Here is an 18066-nt window from a genome sequence, read left to right on the forward strand (position 1 = left end):
CCCGGCCGGCCGGAGGCCCGCCGCCCGACCGGGTGCGGGACCCGTCCGCGGCCCGGCGGCCGGGGACCGCCCGCGGTGTCCGCCCGGGCGGTCCTAGAGTGAACGCGTGAGCGAGGACAGGCGGACAGCAGAGCGAGTCGTGATCGTCGGCGCGGGCATGGCGGGGGCGCGGACCGCGGTCGCGCTCCGCGAGGAGGGCTGGCCGGGCGCCATCACCCTGCTCGGCGCCGAGAGCCACCCGCCGTACGACCGGCCGCCGTTGTCGAAGGCGGTGCTCCAGGGCGGGCCCGGCGGGGACGGATCGGCCGGCACCGAGGCGGGCGCGTCCGCCGGTGCGGCCACCGGGCCGGCCGGAGCCACGTCCCTCGGCATCGACTTCGCCGCCCTGGACGTCGAACTCGTGCTCGGCCACCCGGCGAACGCGCTCCGCGCCGCCGACCGGCTGGTCGTCGCCGGGGACACCGTCCTCCCGTACGACCACCTCGTCATCGCCACCGGCGCCGATCCCGTCGGCCTCCCCGGTAGCGAGACCTCGCCCGGTGTGCACGTGCTGCGCACCCTCGACGACGCCGAACGGCTGCGCCCGGTGCTCGCCGCCGGCCGCGGGATCGTCATCGTCGGCGCGGGCTGGATCGGCGCCGAGCTCACCACCGCCGCACGCGAGGCCGGCTGCCCCGTCACCGTCGTCGAGGCCACCGGCCGCCCGCTGGCCGACGCCCTCCCGGCCGAGGTCACCGCACCCATGGCGGGCTGGTACGAGGAGGCGGGCGCCCGCCTCCTCACCGGCACCCGCGTCGCCGCCGTCGAGTCCGGCGGCGTCCTCCTCGGGGACGGCAGCCGGCTCCGCGCGGACGCCGTCGTCGTCGGCATCGGCGCCCGGCCCGCCACCGGCTGGCTGGCGGGCTCCGGTGTCGAGCTCGGCGCGGACGGCTCCGTACGGGCCGACGAACGGCTCGGCACCTCCCTGCCGGACGTCTACGCGGTCGGCGACTGCGCGTCCTTCCCCTCCGCCCGCTACGGCGAGCGGCTGCTGATCCACCACTGGGACAACGCCTTCCGGGGACCGGTCACCGTGGCCGCGCGCATCGCGCGCCGCGCCGAGGAGACCCCCGTGTACGACCCGGTGCCGTACTTCTGGTCGGAGCAGTTCGGCCGCTTCCTCCAGTACGCCGGCCACCACTCCGGCGGCGAGCGCCTGCTGTGGCGCGGTGACCCGGCGGGCACCTCCTGGTCGGTGTGCTGGCTGCGGGACGGGGTGCTGACGGCCCTGCTCGCCGTGGGCCGGCCGCGCGACCTCGCGCAGGGCCGCCGGCTGATCGAGCGGGCGGCGCGGCTCGACCCGGAGCGGGCCGCCGACCCGTCCGTGCCGCTGAAGTCGGCCGCCGTCTGAGCGGGTGTGCGCCCGCCCGGCGGTGCCGCGCTTCCGGCTGTCGGTCCCGGATGGCACGCTTGACCTGTGACCGAGATTGACACGAAGACCGAAGCGCTCGTCTCCGACTGGCTCACCCTTCCCGACGTCGCCGAACGCCTGGGCGTGGAGGTGACCCGCGTCCGGCAGCTGGTCAGGGAGGGCCAGCTGATCGCGGTGCGCCGTGGCGAGAACCGCGTGCTCCAGGTGCCGGCCGCCTTCATCGGGAACGGCAAGGTGATCAAGGGCCTCGTCGGAACGCTGACGCTCCTGCGGGACGACGGCTTCACCGACGAGGAAATGCTGGAATGGCTCTTCACCCCGGATCCGAGCCTGCCCGGCACGCCGGCCCAGGCCCTCGGCGAGAACCGCGGCACGGAGGTGAAGCGCCGCGCCCAGGCGCTCGCCGTCTGACCGGACCCGGTGCCGGCCCGGCCCGGAAACGGTCCGGGCCGTCCCGTCGGCGCCCCGCCGCCCGGGACACCCGGCCGGTCCGCGCCCGGCGGCCCGCCGGAACCACGCCGTCCGTGTCCCGGGTACACACCGGCACGCCCGCATCACGTCACGCCTGAACAACCGCAACGGTGTACGGGCCCGGAGCACCCCGGGCCCGTACACCGACGAAACGGGGGACCGCCATGGCCCGCGCCCGCACCCACGCCGAAGCCGCCGCACAGCTCGCCGGCGCCCGGCTCTATCTGTGCACCGACGCCCGCACCCGCCAGGGCGACCTGCCCGCCTTCCTCGACGAGGTGCTCTCCTCCGGTGTGGACATCGTGCAGCTGCGCGACAAGGGCATCGAGGCCCGCGAGGAGCTGGCGCACCTGGAGGTCATGGCCGACGCCTGCCGCCGCCACGGCAAGCTGCTCGCCGTCAACGACCGCGCCGACATCGCCCACGCGGCGGGTGCCGACATCCTCCACCTCGGCCAGGAGGACCTGCCCGTCCCGGCAGCCCGTGCCGTCCTCGGCGACGGCCCGCTGATCGGCCGGTCCACCCACTCCGGGGCCCAGGCCGCCGCGGCGGCCTCCGAGCCGGGCGCCGACTACTTCTGCACCGGCCCCTGCTGGCCCACCCCCACCAAGCCCGGACGGCCCGCCCCCGGTCTGGACCTGGTCCGTTCCACCGCGGCCCTCGGCACCGGGCGCCCGTGGTTCGCCATCGGCGGGATCGACGCGGGCAATCTGGAGCAGGTGCTCGACGCCGGAGCCCGGCGGGTCGTGGTGGTCCGTGCCCTCACGGAGGCCGCCGACCCGGCCGCGGCCACCGCCGACCTCGCCCGGAGGCTCCGCGAACGCCCGCTCTGACCCGCGGCCGGCTCCGGCGCGACGGGCCGTGGCGGGCCGGGCGGCCCCGTGCCGCGCGGCGGTCCCCTGTCCGCCTGCTGGACAGTGCTGGGGACGGGGTGCGCCGGTGGTTAACCTGCCGGTATGGCCCTTGGAATCCCCTCCACCCGGACGGACCACGCCCGTACCGTGCGCGACCTCCTCGCGTCCGGCGCGCAGTCGTATTCGTTCGAGTTCGCCGCCCCGAAGACGGAGAAGGGCGAGCGGACGCTGTGGAACGCCATCCGGCGGATCGAGGCCGTCGCCCCCACCTTCGTCTCCGTGACCTATGGCGCGGGCGGCTCCTCCCGGGACGGCACCGTGCGCGCCACGGAGCGGATCGCCACCGAGACCACGCTCACCCCCGTGGCCCACCTCACCGCGGTGAACCACTCCGTCGCCGAACTGCGCAACGTCATCGGCAGCTACGCCGGAGCCGGTATCCGGAACATGCTCGCGCTCCGCGGCGACCCGCCCGGTGACCCGATGGGCGAGTGGGTCCCGCACCCCCAGGGCGTCCGGTACGCCGCCGACCTCGTACGGCTGATCAAGGAGTCCGGCGACTTCTGCGTGGGCGTCGCGGCCTTCCCCGAGATGCACCCGCGCTCCCCGGACTGGGAGAGCGACATACGGCACTTCGTCGACAAGTGCCGGGCCGGCGCCGACTTCGCCATCACCCAGATGTTCTTCTACCCGGAGGACTACCTGCGCCTGCGGGACCGGGTGGCGGCGGCGGGCTGCGAGACCCCGATCATCCCGGAGATCATGCCGGTCACCAACGTCCGTCAGATCGAGAGATTCGCCCAGCTCAGCAACGCGGCCTTCCCCCCGGAGCTGGCCGAGCGGATCCTCGCGGTCAAAGACGACCCGGCCGCTGTACGCTCCATGGGGATCGAATACGCCACGGAGCTGTGCGCGCGGTTGATGGGAGAGGGCATCCCGGGGTTGCACTTCATCACCCTGAACCACTCGACGGCGACGCTGGAGATCTACGAGAATCTGGGGCTGCACCAGCGGCCCCGATGACGGCCGAAAGCGGCGGAAGCGGGGCGGCACATGGGCTGGACAGTCCTCTACATCGCATTCGGGGTCGTCGCCCTCTGGCTGCTCGGTGAAGTGCTGCTGCAGTACAAGGCGCGGCTGCGCTGGCGGCTCCTCGCCTTCGCGGGCTTCTCCTGCGTGGTCGTCGGTGTCCTCCTGATCCCCTCCGTGGTGCTGATCGGCATCGGCGCGATGGCCTTCGCCGTCGGACAGACCTTCGTCACGCTCTCCTTCCGGCGCGGCTTCTCCACCGGGTGGGCCATCGGCGGCAAACCGGGCGCGAGCAAGCGCCGCAAGGGCGACCCCGGGAACCGCGCGGAGCCCACGCTGGAGGTCTCGGACCTCGAAGCGCTGCCCGACGGCGGGGAGTTCCCGGACGACGGGGCGTTCCCCGACGACGGCGGGCGTCCCGAACGGGAGCCGGAACCCGCCGTCTACCGGCCGGAGCCGCTGCCCGACGACACCGGTGAGTACGGCGTGTACGGCGACACCCGGTACGGCGATCCCGGCCGCGACACCGGCCGCGGCGGCTACGGCGAGTACGCCGGCTACGACGACGGCTACGGCACCTACGTGGGGACCGGCGCCGCCACGGGGCAGGCGGGCGGCCAGACCGGCTACGGCCAGGGCCAGGGCACGTACGACTACCAGACGGCGCAGTACGGCGGTTACGCCGACCCGTACTCCGGCGCCGGTGACCAGGGCTACGGCCAGGGTTACGCCCCGGACGGCGGAGCGTACGGGGCGGCCGACCCGTACGCGGGGGCGCCGTACCAGGCGGCGGACCCGTACGCCGCGGACCCGTACGCGCAGCCGTACTCCGAGACCCCGCCCGGCGGTGTCTGGGTGCCGCAGCAGCGCGACGGCGCGGGGCCCCTCCCGCCCGAGGAGGCCCCGGCGGACCAGACGCCCTACCCGTACCAGGCGCCCCCCGGCTACAACAGCGGCTTCGACGAGCAGCAGTACCGCTACTGATCCGCCGGAGCCCGTTACTGTGAGCCGCGCCAGTCGTCGCCGTTCACGATCAGGCCCGTGACCAGCGCGCCCGACATCCCGGTATGGGCGAGCCCGCCGCCGGGATGGGCCGAACCGCCCACCAGGTACAGCCCGTTCACACCGGCGTCGCGATTGGCCGCGCGCAGGAACGCCCCGCCTGCGCCCGCCAGCGCGGGGCCCGGCACCGCGCCCCCGGGCGCCCCCGTCTCGCGTTCCGTGTCGGCCGGTGTCCGGGTCTCCCGCCACAGCAGCCGGCTCTCCAGATCGAGCCCGGCCTTGCCGGCGGCGGCCAGGAGCGCGTCGGCGAGCCGTTCGGCGTGCCCTCCGGCGGTCCAGTCGAGGGTGCCCTCCGCCCCGGTCCCCCCGGGGGCGTGCGGCGGGACGGTCACCGAGAGCACCGCGGTCTCATGGCCGGCGTCCGGGAGCAGTGCGGGATCGCCGGGGCGGAGCACCGTCACGGTGGGGCGGTCGCAGAGGCTGCCGAAGTCCCCGTCCAGACCGGCCCGTTCGGTGGCCGGGTCGGCGGCGTGCAGCACCGTGCGGTGTGCCGTCCCCTCCGGGCGCGGGCCGCGCAGCGCCAGCAGCAGGCTGAACCGGCCGTGGCCGGGCGGGGCCGTGGCGGGTGGCGGGGAGGGCGGGGCGCCCGCTTCCGGGGGCAGCAGGCGGTCGTGGAGCAGCCGGGCGTCGACGCCGGAGACCACGGCCCCGGCCGCCACCCGTCCGCCGTCCCGCAGCTCCAGTCCGGCGGCCCGCCCGTTCTCGACGAGGACGCCCGTCACCTCGGCGCCGAAGGTGAACTCCACGCCCCGCGCGCGGCAGCGTTCGTACAGCGCCTCCGCCAGGGTCCGCAGGCCGCCCCGCACGTACCAGCTGCCGAAGGTGTGCTCCAGATACGGCAGTACGGCCGCGCTCGCGGGCACGGTCCGCGGGTCGAAGCCGTAGGCCAGGGCATGGCTCTCCAGGAGGGCGGCCAGCCGGGGATCGCGCAGCTCGCGCCGGGCGAGTTCGGCGAGGCTGCCGGGGGGTCGCGTCCTGCGCAGGCCCAGCAGCCTCCGCCCGGACGGGGCCGGGTGGGGATCGCGCTCCAGGCCCGTCCGGTCGCGCGGCAGCGGCTCCTCCAGCAGCGGTCGCCGGGTGGCCTCCCAGGTCTCCCGGGCCCGGCCCAGCAGCCCGCCCCAGCGTTCCCCGGCGCCCGCGCCGAGCGCCGCGTCGAGGGCCCGGATCACGCCGGCCCGGGAGGCGCCCGGCAGGGAGAGGTCCGTGCCGTCCGCGAAGAGATGCCGGCTCGCCGGATCGACCTGCTCCAGGGCGACGCACGACTCCAGGGGCTCCTTGCCGGTCTTGAGGAACAAGTCCCGGAAGACGGCGGGCAGATGGAGCAGCCCCGGTCCCGTGTCGAAGCCGAACCCGTCGCGCTCGAAGCGGCGGACGGCGCCGCCGTACGTCTCCGCGCGCTCGTACACCGCCACCCGGTGGCCCGCCACGGCCAGCCGGGCGGCGGCCGCCATCGCGCCCGTGCCGGCGCCGATCACCGCAATCCGTGCCATGGGCGAGACCTTAGCCGGGGGCGCCGACGGCCGTGCCGGTGCCCCGTTCGCCCGCCCGGCCGGGGCTTTCACCGGGGCCCTGGGAGTGCCGCCGTGGCCGCCCGTGAGTATGCGGCGCGCGGTCTGAGTACCCGTACCCAGACGGCGGATGAGTAGCCGCGCGGATGGGCCGGGCCGCCCGCGGACGGAAGAGTGGAGGCACGGAAGGGGAGCCCGCCGGCACCGCCGGCACGGGGCGGCGGAACGGCGCGGCACCCCGGGACGGCCCGGAGGAGCACCACGGGGGAGCTCGTCCGGGCGGCACGGGGGAAACCCCGGGTCACGGGGGGAAACCCCGGGCACGGGGGTACGGGGGAACGCTGTCCTGGCGGGGTACGACGGGGGATCGCACCACGCCAGGACAGCGCCTTTTCACGCGCTCACGCCGTGCCCGCGCCATCCCACCGTGCCCGCGCCCTCACCCCGTGCCCGCGCGGTCCTCCCGACCGCTCCGCTCCCCGCCGACCCGCCCCTGCAACAGCCGGGAGAGCGCGGCGTGCACGTCGTCGAGCGTCCGCTCCGGCTGGAACGCCTTCCAGTCCAGCGCCGCCACCAGCACCATGCCCACCAGGGCCGCCGCCGTCAGCTGGACGTCGATCTCCCCGCTCACCTCGCCGCGCTCCACGGCCTCCCGGATCACCGTCTCCACGACCGCGACCGCCTGCTGCCGCAGCACCAGCAGGGTGTCCTGCCAGGCCCGGTTGGTGCGCCACAGCTCGGCCACGTAGAGCTGGGTGAAGGCCGGGTAGCGGTCGATGAAGGCCAGTCCGGCGCGGACCATGGCGTCCAGCGCGTCCACGCGGCTGCCGCCGCGCTCCGCGGTCTCGTCCGCCGCCCGCTGGAGCGAGGCGGTGAGCATCCCCACCCCGTGCCGGAGCAACTCCTCGAACAGTTCGGTCTTGCTGGCGAAGTTGTAGTAGACGGTGCCCTTGGCCACCCCGGCGCGCTCGGCGATCTCCTCCACCGTGGTGGCCGAGAAGCCCTGCTCCGCGATGAGCGTGACGGCCGCCTCGTAGAGCTTGGTGCGGGTGGCCCGCCGACGGGTGCTCGTGCTCTCCATGCCGCCGATTCTCCCGGTTACCGGGCGGTCTACCGGCGGGTCGGGCCTCACAGGCTCAGCTCCGGGTGCAGCCGGTCCACCGTCCACACCTGGCGGCGCCGGGCCGACCAGGCGGTGAGCGCCAGCGCGCCCAGGGTGTACGCGGCCAGTACCGCGGTGCCCTGCCACACCGGTTCCAGGCCGCCTCCCGTGATCAGCCGGCGCAGCCCCTCGACGACGTGGGTCATCGGCAGGAAGGGGTGGACGGCGTTGAAGAAGCCGGGACTGGTCTCGACGGGGTAGGTGCCGCCCGCGGAGGTCAGCTGGAGCATCAGCAGCGCCAGGACGAGGATGCGGCCGGCCGGGCCGAAGCGCGCGTTCAGCCACTGCACGACGGCCGCGAAACAGGCGGTGACCAGCAGCAGGAAGCCCATCGTGCCCGCGGCCCGCGCCATCTCCAGCCCGAGTCCCCAGTGGAGCACGGACATCAGGGCCGCCGTCTGCAGCACCCCCAGGGCCGCGACGGGCAGCCAGCCGGCCACCGCGATGCGCCAGGAGGAGGCACCGGTGGCCAGCGCCCGCCGGTTGAGCGGCTGGATCAGCATGTACGCGACCATGGCGCCCACCCAGAGGGAGAGCGGGATGAAGTACGGGGCGAAGCCGGTGCCGTAGTCCGGCGCCGTGTGCAGCGAGCCGTTGGCGAGCCGGACCGGGTCGGCCATGACCTCCGTCCGGGCGTCGCGCTCCTCGCGGTCGTAGTCCGGGATCTTCCGCGCGCCGTCGTGCAGGCCGCCCGCCAGCTTCTCCGATCCGTCCGCCAGCCGGAACAGGCCGCCGTCCAGATCGCCGGCGCCCTCGGAGAGCTTGCCGATCCCCCGGTCGAGGCGCTCCGAGCCCTTCTTGGCGGTGGCCAGGCCGGTGTGCAGCGTGTGCGCGCCGCGGGCGACCTTCTCCGCGCCCGCGTCCAGTTTCCCGATGTTGGTGACGGCGGTGTCGACGTCCTTCCAGAGGGCCGGGGCCTTCCGCTCCACGGTCCGGGCGTGCCGCTGCACGGAGGCCAGGTCGCGGTCCAGCCGGTCCAGTTCGCCGTTCTCGCTCCGCACCAGGGACTCGACGGTCTCCGCGCCGTCCGCGGCCTTCCCGGCGGCCTCGGCGGCCTTCTTCAACCGCGGGCAGGCGGCGTCGGGGGCCGGGCCGCGCTCACAGCGCTCCTTGTGGTCGGCGGCGAGGAAGTCCGCCGTCTCGCGGGCCTCCCGGGCCAGTTCGGCCGCGGTGGTGGGCGAGGGGAGATCGCCGAGGTGGCCGCGGACGGTCCCGGCGGTGTCGGCGACCAGGCCGCCGGTGCGCCCGATCTCGTCCCCGTGCTCCTTGAGGAAGGGGACGACGCGGCCCATCCGTTCGGCCTCCTCGGCGAGCTTCCCCGTGCCCTCCGCCACCCGGGCGGCGCCGGAGTCGAGGCGTCCGGCGCCCTTGTGGAGCTTCCGCAGGCCGGTCCGGAGATCGCCGCTGCCCTGCTCCGCCTTGGACAGGCCGTCGGCGAGGTCCGTGGCCCCCCGGTGCGCCTTGTCCACGCCCTCGTCCAGTTTGTCGGCGCCCTCGGCGGCCTTCTCGGTGGCCCCGTGGATGTCGGAGAAGGAGAGGAAGATCTTGTCCAGATAGGAGCGGGCGGTGTCCGCCGAGGCCGCGGAACGCACCTCGGCGAAGACGGTCCTGGAGATCTGTCCGACGACGTAGTTGTTGGCGTCGTTGGTGCGCACCCGGAGCGCGCCGTTCTCGGGGACCTCCCCGCCGGAGCCCGAGGTGAGGCGCTCGCTGAAGTCGCCCGGCACGGAGAGCGAGAGGTAGTACCGCCCGCTCTCCACCCCCGCACGGGCCTCGGCGGCGCTGACCTCGTGCCACTCGAACGTGTGGCTGTCGCGGAGCCCGTCGGCGATCTCGTCGCCCGCCGTGATCCGTTCACCGCCGGCGGTGGCGCCGCGGTCGGCGTTGACGAGGGCGGCCGGGACCTTGTCCAGCCGGCCGTACGGGTCCCAGAACGACCACAGGTAGAGCGCCCCGTAGAGCAGCGGCAGCAGGAGCAGGGCGACGAGCGCCGCCCGCGGCATCCGGCCCCGGCCGAAGCGCCGCAGCTCAAGCGCGGCGAGTCGTGGCGAACGCATCCGGTGCCCCCTTCCCGTCCGTTGTGCCGTCCGTCGTTCCGTCCATGGTTCCGTCCGTGGAATCCGTGCGGGCGCCGGAGGGCCCGGCGGACGTCCCGTCGCCCCCGGGCGTCTCCGCGGCGGCGGTGCGGACGGTGACGGAGCCGGGCGGGGCCTGGCTGCACACGGCGAGCACGGTCGTCCCCGCCGCGGCCACCCCGGCCAGCAACTCCCAGACGGCGGCCCGTTCCCGGCCGTGCAGTTTGAGATCGGCGTCATCGACGGCCAGTAGCCGCGGCCGGCCGGTCAGCGCGAGCGCGACGGAGAGCCGCAGCGACTCCAGCCGCTCCAGATCCCGCACGGTTGTCCGGGAGCCCTTGGGGAGGGTCTCGGGCGCCAGCCCGGCGCCCTCCAGCGCCGCCTCGATCCGCTCCCGCAGGTCCGCGGCCCGTGCGGCACGCGGACGCAGCAGTTCCCGCGGCGGGGTGCCGAACCGGCGTTCCATCAGGGCGCGTTCGCGCAGGTGCTCGGCTACGGTCAGGGACGGTTCGAGCTCGGAGACCCCCGGGACCGGGCCGAGGGCGCTGATCCGCCGTACGGCGGCCATGTGCCCGCGCCGGGCTCCCCGGCCGGTCGGCAGCCGGAGGCCGCCGACCTCCGCGTGCCCGGTGTGGGCCCGCATCCGCCCGGTGAGGGCGAGCAGCAGGCAGGTCCGGCCCGTACCGGACGGCCCTTCGACGGCGATGAGCGCACCGGGTTCCGCCGTGACGGCGATGTCGCGGAAGGCCCAGCCGCGGGGGCCCCGCAGGCCGAACCCCCCGGCCGAGACCGCCGCTCCTCGCGGGGTGGTGTCCTTCACCCTCGCGTCCCCTCTCCTCGTTCCGCGCCGGCGTACCGGCGTTTTGAACTGCCTGGTTTTAAACTGACTGGTCAGTACAGAAAGATAGCGGCCGAGAGCCGCGGCTCGCGGCCGGGGGCTCGCCCCGCGGGGCGCGGCCCGAGGGCGCGGCGCGGGGGCGTGCGGGGAGGAGGCAGGCGGCACGGAACCCTCCCGGGCCGGGGCGGGAAAACCCGGGAAGCTGTTGGTACGGGAGGAAACCGCAGGTCAGGCCGGATTGTCAGTGGTGTGCCCGACGATGTGCACATACGGCCCCGACAGCCGTTCCGCGACGACAGGAGGTTCGTCATGGCGACCACGTCCGCCGCAGCGCGCCGACGCCGCAGCAACCGGACCACCCCCGCGCTCGCCGGTTCCCCGGCCGACGTCCACCCCGTGGTGCGCCGGGCCGGCGCACCGCCCGAGGCGCTGGGCCTGCTCGCCCAGGCCCGTGCCGGGCTGGACGAAGCCGCCGGACTCCCGGAGCCGAACGAGCGTTACGCCACCGCCCACCTCGCCGCCCTGCGGACCGCCGCGGCCGTGCTCGCGGTCCGCGGCCGGCCCGAGAGCACCCCGCGCCGCCGGCAGCGCATCCGCAGCGCCTGGGAGGTGCTGCCGGAGGTGGCTCCCGAACTGACCGAGTGGAGCATGCTGTTCGCCTCCGGCGCCGCCCGCCGGGCCCGCGCCGAGGCGGGCATACGCGACGCGGCCGGCAGCCGCGACGCCGACGATCTGCTGCGCGACGCCGGGATGTTCCTGCGGCTCGTCGAGCGGATGCTGGTGCTCCAGCCGGTGCTGCCGCAGGCCCGCACCGCCGAGCCGCGGCAGGAGGCGGAGCCCGACGCGAGCTGAGCGGGAGAGGCAATAGGGTGGAGGGCGCCTGCACCGACTGCGACCGCCGTCCCCGCGGCGGTCCCGCGCCGAGGAGTCCCCCGCTGTGTCCGACCCGATGCGCCCCCGAGCCTCTCTCCGCACCGCCGTGGTCTGGGACGTGCTCCGGGAGGCACTGGACCGCCGGATGAAGAGCGCGGGCCCCGGCGGGCACGGTCCCCGCGCCGTGCTCGACGTGCTCGACACCGGTGGCGGCACCGGCAACTTCGCCGTGCCCGTCGCCCGCCAGGGCCACCACGTCACCGTGGTCGACCCCAGCCCCAACGCCCTCTTCGCGCTGGAGCGGCGGGCCGCCGAGGCCGGGGTCGCCGACCGCGTGCGCGGAGTCCAGGGCGATGCGCACGGCCTCTTCGACGTGGTCGAGCGGGGCGGCTTCGACGCCGTCCTCTGCCACGGCGTCCTGGAGTACATGGAGGACCCGGCGGAGGGCGTGCGCAACGCCGTCGCCGCGCTCCGCCCGTCCGGCACGCTCAGCCTGCTCGCCGCCGGTCTGGGCGGCGCCGTCCTCGCCCGTGCGCTCGCCGGGCACTTCTCCGAGGCGCGGCAGGTCCTGGCGGATCCGCACGGGCGCTGGGGAGAGGGCGACCCGGTGCCCCGCCGCTTCACCCCGGAGGAGCTGACCGCGCTCGTCACCGGTGCCGGGCTCGCCGTCGAGGCGGTGCACGGCGTCCGCGTCTTCGCCGACCTGGTCCCCGGTGCGCTGGTGGACGGCGAGCCCGGCGCCCTGGAGGCCCTGCTCAAGCTGGAGGCGGCAGCGGCCGAGGTCCCCGCCCTCCAGTCCGTCGCCACCCAGCTGCACGTACTGGCTGAACGGGAATCCGGCTGACCCCGTACGACATACCGGCCGGAGTCGCCCGACTCCGGTCGGCGCATGCTCTGGGCCACAGCTCACCCAATCGGACGCATTGCCCCGTATGATCGAGGGAACACGGTCGGCATCGTCGGACGGGCCGGCAGGGGAGAGTGACCCGGAACCTGACCCGATGTGCCCTGTGTCATGGGAAATGACGCAGGGGAGCGGGTTTCACGGGGGCGAATCCCTGCCTATCCTTGAAAGCGTCGCACCCGGTCGCTCCCGCGACCGACGAGTAGGAGGACTCCGTGCCGCTCTCGGAGCACGAGCAGCGCATGCTCGAGCAGATGGAGCGAGCGCTGTACGCCGAAGATCCCAAGTTCGCGACAGCGCTTGAGGGAAGCGGGCTGCGCACGTACACCCGTCGCCGGGTGTACCAGGCGGTCGCGGGTTTTCTGGTGGGTATCGCGCTTCTCATGGCGGGCATGGTTGCCCAGCAGATCTGGATCAGCGTGGTGGGGTTCCTCGTCATGCTCGGGTGCGCCGCGCTCGCCGTCACCAGTTGGCGCAAGGCACCCCAGCCGGGTGAACAGCAGCCCGCCGATACCGGTGCCCAGGGAAGCCGCAGACAGGGCAGGCAGCGCCGCTCCATGATGAACCGCATCGAGGAGCGCTGGCAGCGCCGCCGCGACGAGCCGGGGCACTAGCCGCCGGCACCGGCAGGCGGCCGGGCGGGACCGCGGAGCCGGCCGGCACACGGACACACCTTGAGGGGTGACCTCGCGAGAGGTCACCCCTCAAGTCTGTTCGCGTACACGGGTGTTTCCCGTTCCCGTCCCCGCCCTCGTCCCGTATGCGGCCCAGGCCCGGACCGGCCCCGGCCCCCTGGCGCCCCCGCGGACGCAGGGCCTCGGCCGGGCACGGCCCGTCTCCCGGCCGGCTTCGGGTCGGCTTCGGGCCGCCTCCGGGCTCAGCCCCGCTGCCGGGTGGGGACGCGCCGGGAGACCCGCAGCACAGCCGTGGCCCAGGCGGTGTTCCACCGCTCGGTCAGCGCCCACCAGCGGCGTGAGCAGGCCCACACCACCCGCACCGCCGAGCGCGGCGCGAACAGGGCCTTCAGCCGCGTTCCCCGCCCGGCAGCGGCATGCAGGGCCGCCCGCACGCGCCGTACGTCGTCGGCGAGCCCCGGCGCCGGACGCGGTACCGGCGCGTAGAGCACCTGCTCGACGGCCCCGGCCACCCGGCGCACCGATTCCGCCGCGGGCTCCTCCAGTCCGCCGGCCGCCACGATCCGCTCGGCGGCCCGGCGGGGGGTCTGCGAGTCGTCGGGCGGGAAGCCGTGGTCCCAGGCCGAGTCGATCAGCTCCCGCCAGGCGGCGAGGACCTCCTCGGCCGGGTCACGCGGCTCCTTGCCCGCTCCGCCGAGCCGGCGTCCGCGCACCCGGGTCCGCCACACCAGCGGCAGCAGGGGAAGTCCCAGCAGCAGGACGGCCGCCGCGGTGGACAGCAGGATCGTGCGCAGCGGCAGTCCGCCACCGGTGGCGCCGCTCCCGGCGTCGGCCGGGGGCACCTGGCACTCACCGAGGAAACGCTGGTCCGCCGGGCAGTCCTCCCGGTCGGAGGGGGTGGCCGACGGCTCCGAGGACTCGACGGGCTCCGGCTCGTCCGGGACCGTGGTGCCGCTCTCCGGGACGTCCGGCACGGTGTAGTCGGGGACCGTTCCCCGGGAGGGCGTCGGCTCGAAGCGGACCCAGCCGATGTTCTCGAAGTACAGCTCGGGCCAGGCGTGCGCGTCGCGGAGGCCGACGGACATGGTGCCGTTCGCGCTCGCCGTTCCCGGGGTGAAACCGACCGCCACCCGCGCCGGGATGTCCAGGGTCCGTGCCATGGCGGCCATGGAGAACGAGAAATGGACGCAGAAGCCCTCCTTCTGCTCCAGGAAGTTGGCGATGGCCTCGCTGCCGCTCCCGGCCTCCACCTGGGTGTCGTAGACGAAGCCGCCCTCGGAGGCGAACCAGTCCTGCAGCCGCACCGCCTTCTCGTACGCGCCGCTCGCGCCCTCGGTCACGTCCCGCGCCGTGCGGGCCACCACCGGGGGCAGCGAGTCCGGCACCTCGGTGTACTCGCGCAGCAGATCGGCGGGGGGCGGGCCGGCCGCGGCGAGCTGGGCTGCCGTCGGCTGCACCAGCAGGCTCGACACCCGGTACTCCGCCCCCCGGGTCGTCTGCCGGCGGTTGCCGACCAGGGTGCGGCCCTCCGGCTCGAAGCTCCAGCGCCCGCCGATCTCCACCCGGGTGGCCGGGTACGGCATCGGAAGCCAGCTCTGCCGGTAGGAGTCGGACGCCGAGACGGAGGTGTCGATCCTGGCCGTCGCCACCTCGGGGCTCAGCCCGGGGGGCGGCGGCAGCTCGTCGGGCACCGGGCGTATCGGCCGCTCCGAGGACTTCCAGGAAGAGCCGTCGAACTGGTCCAGGGCGACGATCCGCAGATAGAGGTCGCGGGTGTTCTCCGCGTTCGTCCGGTAGGAGAGGACCTCCCGGTTCTCCGGCTGGTTCAGGCTGTTCTGCAGGGACACCAGCGGATTCACGGTCGTGATGGTGCCCGCCCCGGGCCCGGAGCCCGCGGTGCCCCGCTGCCCGTCGAGGAGCCCGTCGCCCAGTGAGGGCATGACGGCGGGCAGCAGCATGGCGATGCCCAGCGTCACCGCGCCGATCCGGCGGCCGGTGCGGAGCGGGGCGGCCGCCCGGCCGCCGCCGGCCGGCTCCAGCCCGGCCCCCAGCCTGCTGGGCGCGGGAGGCGCGCCGCTGAAGACCCGCCCCCACTGCGAGAGCCGGTCCCGGCCCTCGGCCAGCAGAAGCAGCAGATAGCCGACCGCCGCCAGCAGGAACCACAGCCAGCGCGAGCCGCCCTGGTCCAGCCCGGCCGCCACGGAGTACAGCGCCAGCAGCGGAAGGCCGGCGGGGGCCGCCGCCCGGTAGGTCACCGCGAGCACGTCCACCAGCAGGCCGATGGCCAGCACACCCCCGACCAGCATCAGCCGGATGCCGGGCGTCACGGGCGCCGGTATGGAGTACTCGCCGATGTCCTGCGCGCCCTCCGACAGCAGCAGGGCGAACTCGCGGAAGGCGTCCGGGCCGGGCAGCAGCCCGGCCAGGGCCTGTCCCCGCGCGAAGGACCAGGTCAGCAGCAGGAGCGCCACCAGCAGCTGGGCGAGGGCCGTCAGCGGGCGGGGCAGCGGCGCCCGCCGCGCCAGCGCGCCCGCCCCGGACACGGCCGCCAGCAGGAACGCCGCCTGCGGCAGCCAGCCCGCCTCCTTCACCAGCGGCAGCAGGGAACAGGCCGCCAGCAGGGTGGCCAGCGCCGCGCTCACCGCCAGCCGTCCGCGTCCGCTCATCGCCGCTCCTCCGTCCGGCCCGTCATGTCAGCCTCCGCCTGCCCGCCCGCCGGTGCCCCCGCCCGCGCCCGCTCCGCCATCCGCCACAGGTCGGGCAGTGCCGCACCGGGACGGACCGGGACCGTCGACCAGCCCGCCTCGCGCAGCAGCCGCAGCCGGCCCGCGAAGCCGTCGGGGTCCGCGTCCGGCTCGCGCGCCCAGGCGCCGGTGTCCAGGACGAACGCGACGGCCCGCCCGGTCCGGTGCCGCAGCCGCGCCACCACCGCCGTCTGCTCCTCGTCCAGCGCGCCGAGCAGCGCCACCAGCAGCCCCTCCTGCCCGCCGCGGAGATGGTCGTAGGCCCCGGACAGCCCCGGCTCGTCGGAGTGGTCCACCACCGCGAGGGTGTCCAGGATCAGCCCGGCCGTGTCCGCGAAGTCCCCCGGCGTCCCCGTGCCGCCGTCGGTACCCGGCCCCGGCACCGTGTCCCCGGTGTCCGTCAGCAACCGTACCGAGAAGCCCCGTTCCAGCATGTGCGCCGAGATGGAGGCCGCCGCGGAAACGGCCCACTCGAACCCGGAGTCCGGCCCCGTGCCCCGGTGCGCCACACGCCGGGTGTCGAGCAGCACCGTGCAGCGCGGCTGCTGCGGCTGCTCCTCCCGGCGCACCATCAGCTCGCCGTAGCGTGCGGTGGAACGCCAGTGCACCCGGCGCAGATCGTCCCCGTGCCGGTAGCCGCGGGGGATGACGTCGTCCTCGCCGGCCAGCGCGAGCGAACGGTGCCGCCCCTCCCCGTAACCGGGGGTGTCCCCGGAGAGCCGGACGGGCGGCAGGGGCTCGGTGCGCGGCACCACGGTCAGGGTGTCCCGCGTGCTGAACGCCCGGGTCAGCTCGCACATCCCGAACGGGTCGGTCAGCCGCAGCTGGAGCGGCCCGAGGGGATAGCGGCCGCGCAGGTCCGAACGGACCCGGTACGACACCTCGCGCCGTCCGCCCGGCTCCACCCGGTCCAGGACGAACCGGGGGCGCGGCCCGAGGACGTACGGCACCCCGTCCTGCAGCATCAGCAGCCCCGTGGGCAGCCGGGAGACGTTGTCGACCCGCAGATGGACCCGCGCCTCCGAGCCGGCCGGAACCCGCGCGGGAGCCAGCCGCCTGCTGCCCGCCACCTGGTGGCGCGTGCGGTACAGCACCGCGACGCACACCAGCGGGAGGACGGAGAGCAGCAGCCCGACCCGCAGCAGGTCGTCCTGTCCCAGGACGTAGCTGCAGGCGGCCGCGGCGAAACCGGCGGCCAGGAAGGACCGCCCCCGGGTGGTGAGCCCGGCCAGCGCGCCCCGCAGGGTGCCCCGCCGCTCCCGGTCCTCCGCGGGCGCCGGGGTCTCTCCGGGCGCGCCGGACATCACAGCCCCCGCAGGCCCGGCGGCCGGCCCGGCGTTCCGCGCCACTGCTGCGCGGAGGGATCGGGCACCGGGGTCTGCCGGAGGATGTCGGCGACGACCTGCTCGGACGTCCGCCGCCCGAGCTGCGCCTGGGCGGTGGGCAGCAGCCGGTGCGCGAGCACCGGGACGGCCAGCGCCTGCACATCGTCCGGAAGGGCGTAGTCCCGGCCGTGCAGGGCCGCCGAGGCCTTCGCGGCCCGCAGCAGATGGAGCGTCGCCCGCGGCGAGGCGCCCAGCCGCAGCTCGGGGTGGTTGCGGGTGGCCGCCACCAGACCGACGGTGTAGCGCCGGACGGAATCCGCGACGTGCACGGAGTGGACCGCGTCGATCAGCTTGACGATGTCGTGGGCGTGCGCCACCGGCTGCATGTCGTCGAGCGGCGAGACACCGCCGTGCACGTCCAGCATCTCCAGCTCGGCCTCGGCGCTGGGGTAGCCGATCGACACCCGGGCCATGAAGCGGTCCCGCTGCGCCTCCGGCAGCGGGTAGGTGCCCTCCATCTCGACCGGGTTCTGGGTGGCCACCACCATGAAGGGGCTGGGCAGGTGGTACGTCTGCCCGTCGGCGGTGACCTGCCGCTCCTCCATCGACTCCAGCAGCGCCGACTGGGTCTTCGGCGAGGCGCGGTTGATCTCGTCACCGATCACGATCTGGGCGAAGATCGCGCCGGGCTTGAACTCGAAGTCCCGCCGCTGCTGGTCGAAGACGCTCACCCCGGTGATGTCCGAGGGCAGGAGGTCGGGGGTGAACTGGATGCGCCGCACCGAGCAGTCGATCGACCGCGCCAGCGCCTTCGCCAGCATGGTCTTGCCGACCCCCGGCACGTCCTCGATGAGCAGATGCCCCTCGGCGAGCAGCACCGTCAGCGAGAGCCTCACGACCTCCGGCTTGCCCTCGATCACGTTCTCCACCGACCGGCGCACGCGCTCCGCGGTGGTGGTCAGATCAGTGAGGCTCGCTCGATCGTCATAGGTCGTCACCCAGCCCTCCTCGGCCCGTTCTCCGGGCCGGCGCACCCTTCGGCGGGCCGGCCACACATCACACGCGCGTCATACGCGCTCACCGCGTCCGGCGTTCGCCGGCGACGGTGCCGTATCTCCGCATTCTTGCCGTCCTCACGGCTTCACGTCACACGCCTGTGGACAACCCGGGTCTCT

15 protein-coding genes are annotated in these 18066 nt (G+C 75.2%); 8 read left to right on the forward strand and 7 right to left on the reverse strand.

The genetic code is table 11. From position 1 onward, the window contains the following. The first annotated feature begins 157 nt into the window (after window positions 1-157). From SXIN_RS24060 to SXIN_RS24080, 5 genes are all read left to right on the forward strand, one after another. Entirely contained in the window at window positions 158-1390 is a 1233-nt protein-coding gene (locus tag SXIN_RS24060; protein ID WP_337589376.1) for an NAD(P)/FAD-dependent oxidoreductase, read from the forward strand. Between the two features lie 66 nt (window positions 1391-1456). Then, window positions 1457-1822, forward strand: coding sequence for an Rv2175c family DNA-binding protein (locus SXIN_RS24065; protein WP_019706499.1), 366 nt, complete (start codon window positions 1457-1459; stop codon window positions 1820-1822). 224 nt (window positions 1823-2046) lie between these two features. After that, window positions 2047-2715, forward strand: a complete 669-nt coding sequence (thiE, locus tag SXIN_RS24070; protein WP_095757519.1) for a thiamine phosphate synthase — start codon at window positions 2047-2049, stop codon at window positions 2713-2715. A gap of 123 nt (window positions 2716-2838) precedes the next feature. Further along, a complete protein-coding gene (gene metF, locus SXIN_RS24075; protein WP_050364009.1) occupies window positions 2839-3759 on the forward strand; it encodes a methylenetetrahydrofolate reductase [NAD(P)H] in 921 nt (306 codons plus the stop codon). Window positions 3760-3789: 30 nt separating this feature from the next. After that, complete coding sequence (locus SXIN_RS24080) at window positions 3790-4749, forward strand: hypothetical protein (RefSeq protein ID WP_019712129.1); 960 nt, start codon at window positions 3790-3792, stop codon at window positions 4747-4749. Window positions 4750-4763: 14 nt separating this feature from the next. Here SXIN_RS24080 and SXIN_RS24085 read toward each other — a convergent pair whose 3' ends face one another. The 4 genes from SXIN_RS24085 to SXIN_RS24100 form a co-directional block, all read right to left on the reverse strand. Next, window positions 4764-6317 carry a phytoene desaturase family protein gene (locus tag SXIN_RS24085; protein ID WP_095757520.1) on the reverse strand — a complete coding sequence of 518 codons (1554 nt, stop codon included), beginning with the start codon at window positions 6315-6317 and terminating at the stop codon, window positions 4764-4766. Window positions 6318-6774: 457 nt separating this feature from the next. Continuing rightward, on the reverse strand, window positions 6775-7416 hold the full coding sequence (locus SXIN_RS24090) for a TetR/AcrR family transcriptional regulator (RefSeq protein WP_019712132.1): 642 nt from the start codon (window positions 7414-7416) through the stop codon (window positions 6775-6777). Window positions 7417-7463: 47 nt separating this feature from the next. Further along, window positions 7464-9554, reverse strand: a complete 2091-nt coding sequence (locus tag SXIN_RS24095; RefSeq protein ID WP_019712133.1) for a YhgE/Pip family protein — start codon at window positions 9552-9554, stop codon at window positions 7464-7466. Further along, complete coding sequence (locus SXIN_RS24100; RefSeq protein ID WP_019712134.1) at window positions 9526-10392, reverse strand: ATP-binding cassette domain-containing protein; 867 nt, start codon at window positions 10390-10392, stop codon at window positions 9526-9528. The genes SXIN_RS24095 and SXIN_RS24100 overlap by 29 nt, the downstream gene beginning before the upstream one ends. A 327-nt stretch (window positions 10393-10719) precedes the next feature. On the opposite strand from SXIN_RS24100, the gene SXIN_RS24105 reads away from it, so the two are divergent. The 3 genes from SXIN_RS24105 to SXIN_RS24115 all read left to right on the forward strand — a co-directional run bounded on the left by SXIN_RS24105 (window position 10720) and on the right by SXIN_RS24115 (window position 12801). Further along, window positions 10720-11262: an SAV_6107 family HEPN domain-containing protein gene (locus tag SXIN_RS24105; RefSeq protein ID WP_043469162.1), complete on the forward strand. Its 543-nt coding sequence runs from the start codon at window positions 10720-10722 to the stop codon at window positions 11260-11262. Window positions 11263-11347: 85 nt separating this feature from the next. After that, complete coding sequence (locus SXIN_RS24110) at window positions 11348-12127, forward strand: methyltransferase (protein ID WP_019709454.1); 780 nt, start codon at window positions 11348-11350, stop codon at window positions 12125-12127. A gap of 275 nt (window positions 12128-12402) precedes the next feature. After that, a complete protein-coding gene (locus tag SXIN_RS24115; RefSeq protein ID WP_019709455.1) occupies window positions 12403-12801 on the forward strand; it encodes a DUF3040 domain-containing protein in 399 nt (132 codons plus the stop codon). 263 nt (window positions 12802-13064) lie between these two features. Here SXIN_RS24115 and SXIN_RS24120 read toward each other — a convergent pair whose 3' ends face one another. The 3 genes from SXIN_RS24120 to SXIN_RS24130 are packed head-to-tail and all read right to left on the reverse strand — an operon-like array spanning window position 13065 to window position 17889. After that, complete coding sequence (locus tag SXIN_RS24120; protein WP_095757521.1) at window positions 13065-15488, reverse strand: transglutaminase TgpA family protein; 2424 nt, start codon at window positions 15486-15488, stop codon at window positions 13065-13067. Continuing rightward, on the reverse strand, window positions 15485-16870 hold the full coding sequence (locus SXIN_RS24125) for a DUF58 domain-containing protein (protein WP_095758174.1): 1386 nt from the start codon (window positions 16868-16870) through the stop codon (window positions 15485-15487). The genes SXIN_RS24120 and SXIN_RS24125 overlap by 4 nt, the downstream gene beginning before the upstream one ends. Beyond that, the gene (locus tag SXIN_RS24130) at window positions 16870-17889 is read right to left on the reverse strand and encodes an AAA family ATPase (RefSeq protein ID WP_095757522.1); all 1020 of its coding nucleotides are present in this window, start codon (window positions 17887-17889) and stop codon (window positions 16870-16872) included. The genes SXIN_RS24125 and SXIN_RS24130 overlap by 1 nt, the downstream gene beginning before the upstream one ends. Window positions 17890-18066: the final 177 nt, after the last annotated feature.

It is taken from the genome of Streptomyces xinghaiensis S187 (assembly GCF_000220705.2).
In the GTDB taxonomy this organism is placed as follows: domain Bacteria; phylum Actinomycetota; class Actinomycetes; order Streptomycetales; family Streptomycetaceae; genus Streptomyces; species Streptomyces xinghaiensis.

Bases quoted from the DNA above. Each gene is read 5' to 3' on its own strand.
- SXIN_RS24060 (WP_337589376.1), top strand. From the start codon at position 158: ATGGCGGGGGCGCGGACCGCGGTCGCGCTCCGCGAGGAGGGCTGGCCG.
- SXIN_RS24090 (WP_019712132.1), bottom strand. From the start codon at position 7,416: ATGGAGAGCACGAGCACCCGTCGGCGGGCCACCCGCACCAAGCTCTAC.
- SXIN_RS24080 (WP_019712129.1), top strand. From the start codon at position 3,790: ATGGGCTGGACAGTCCTCTACATCGCATTCGGGGTCGTCGCCCTCTGG.
- thiE (WP_095757519.1), top strand. From the start codon at position 2,047: ATGGCCCGCGCCCGCACCCACGCCGAAGCCGCCGCACAGCTCGCCGGC.
- SXIN_RS24125 (WP_095758174.1), bottom strand. From the start codon at position 16,870: ATGTCCGGCGCGCCCGGAGAGACCCCGGCGCCCGCGGAGGACCGGGAG.
- SXIN_RS24120 (WP_095757521.1), bottom strand. From the start codon at position 15,488: ATGAGCGGACGCGGACGGCTGGCGGTGAGCGCGGCGCTGGCCACCCTG.
- metF (WP_050364009.1), top strand. From the start codon at position 2,839: ATGGCCCTTGGAATCCCCTCCACCCGGACGGACCACGCCCGTACCGTG.
- SXIN_RS24095 (WP_019712133.1), bottom strand. From the start codon at position 9,554: ATGCGTTCGCCACGACTCGCCGCGCTTGAGCTGCGGCGCTTCGGCCGG.
- SXIN_RS24105 (WP_043469162.1), top strand. From the start codon at position 10,720: ATGGCGACCACGTCCGCCGCAGCGCGCCGACGCCGCAGCAACCGGACC.
- SXIN_RS24085 (WP_095757520.1), bottom strand. From the start codon at position 6,317: ATGGCACGGATTGCGGTGATCGGCGCCGGCACGGGCGCGATGGCGGCC.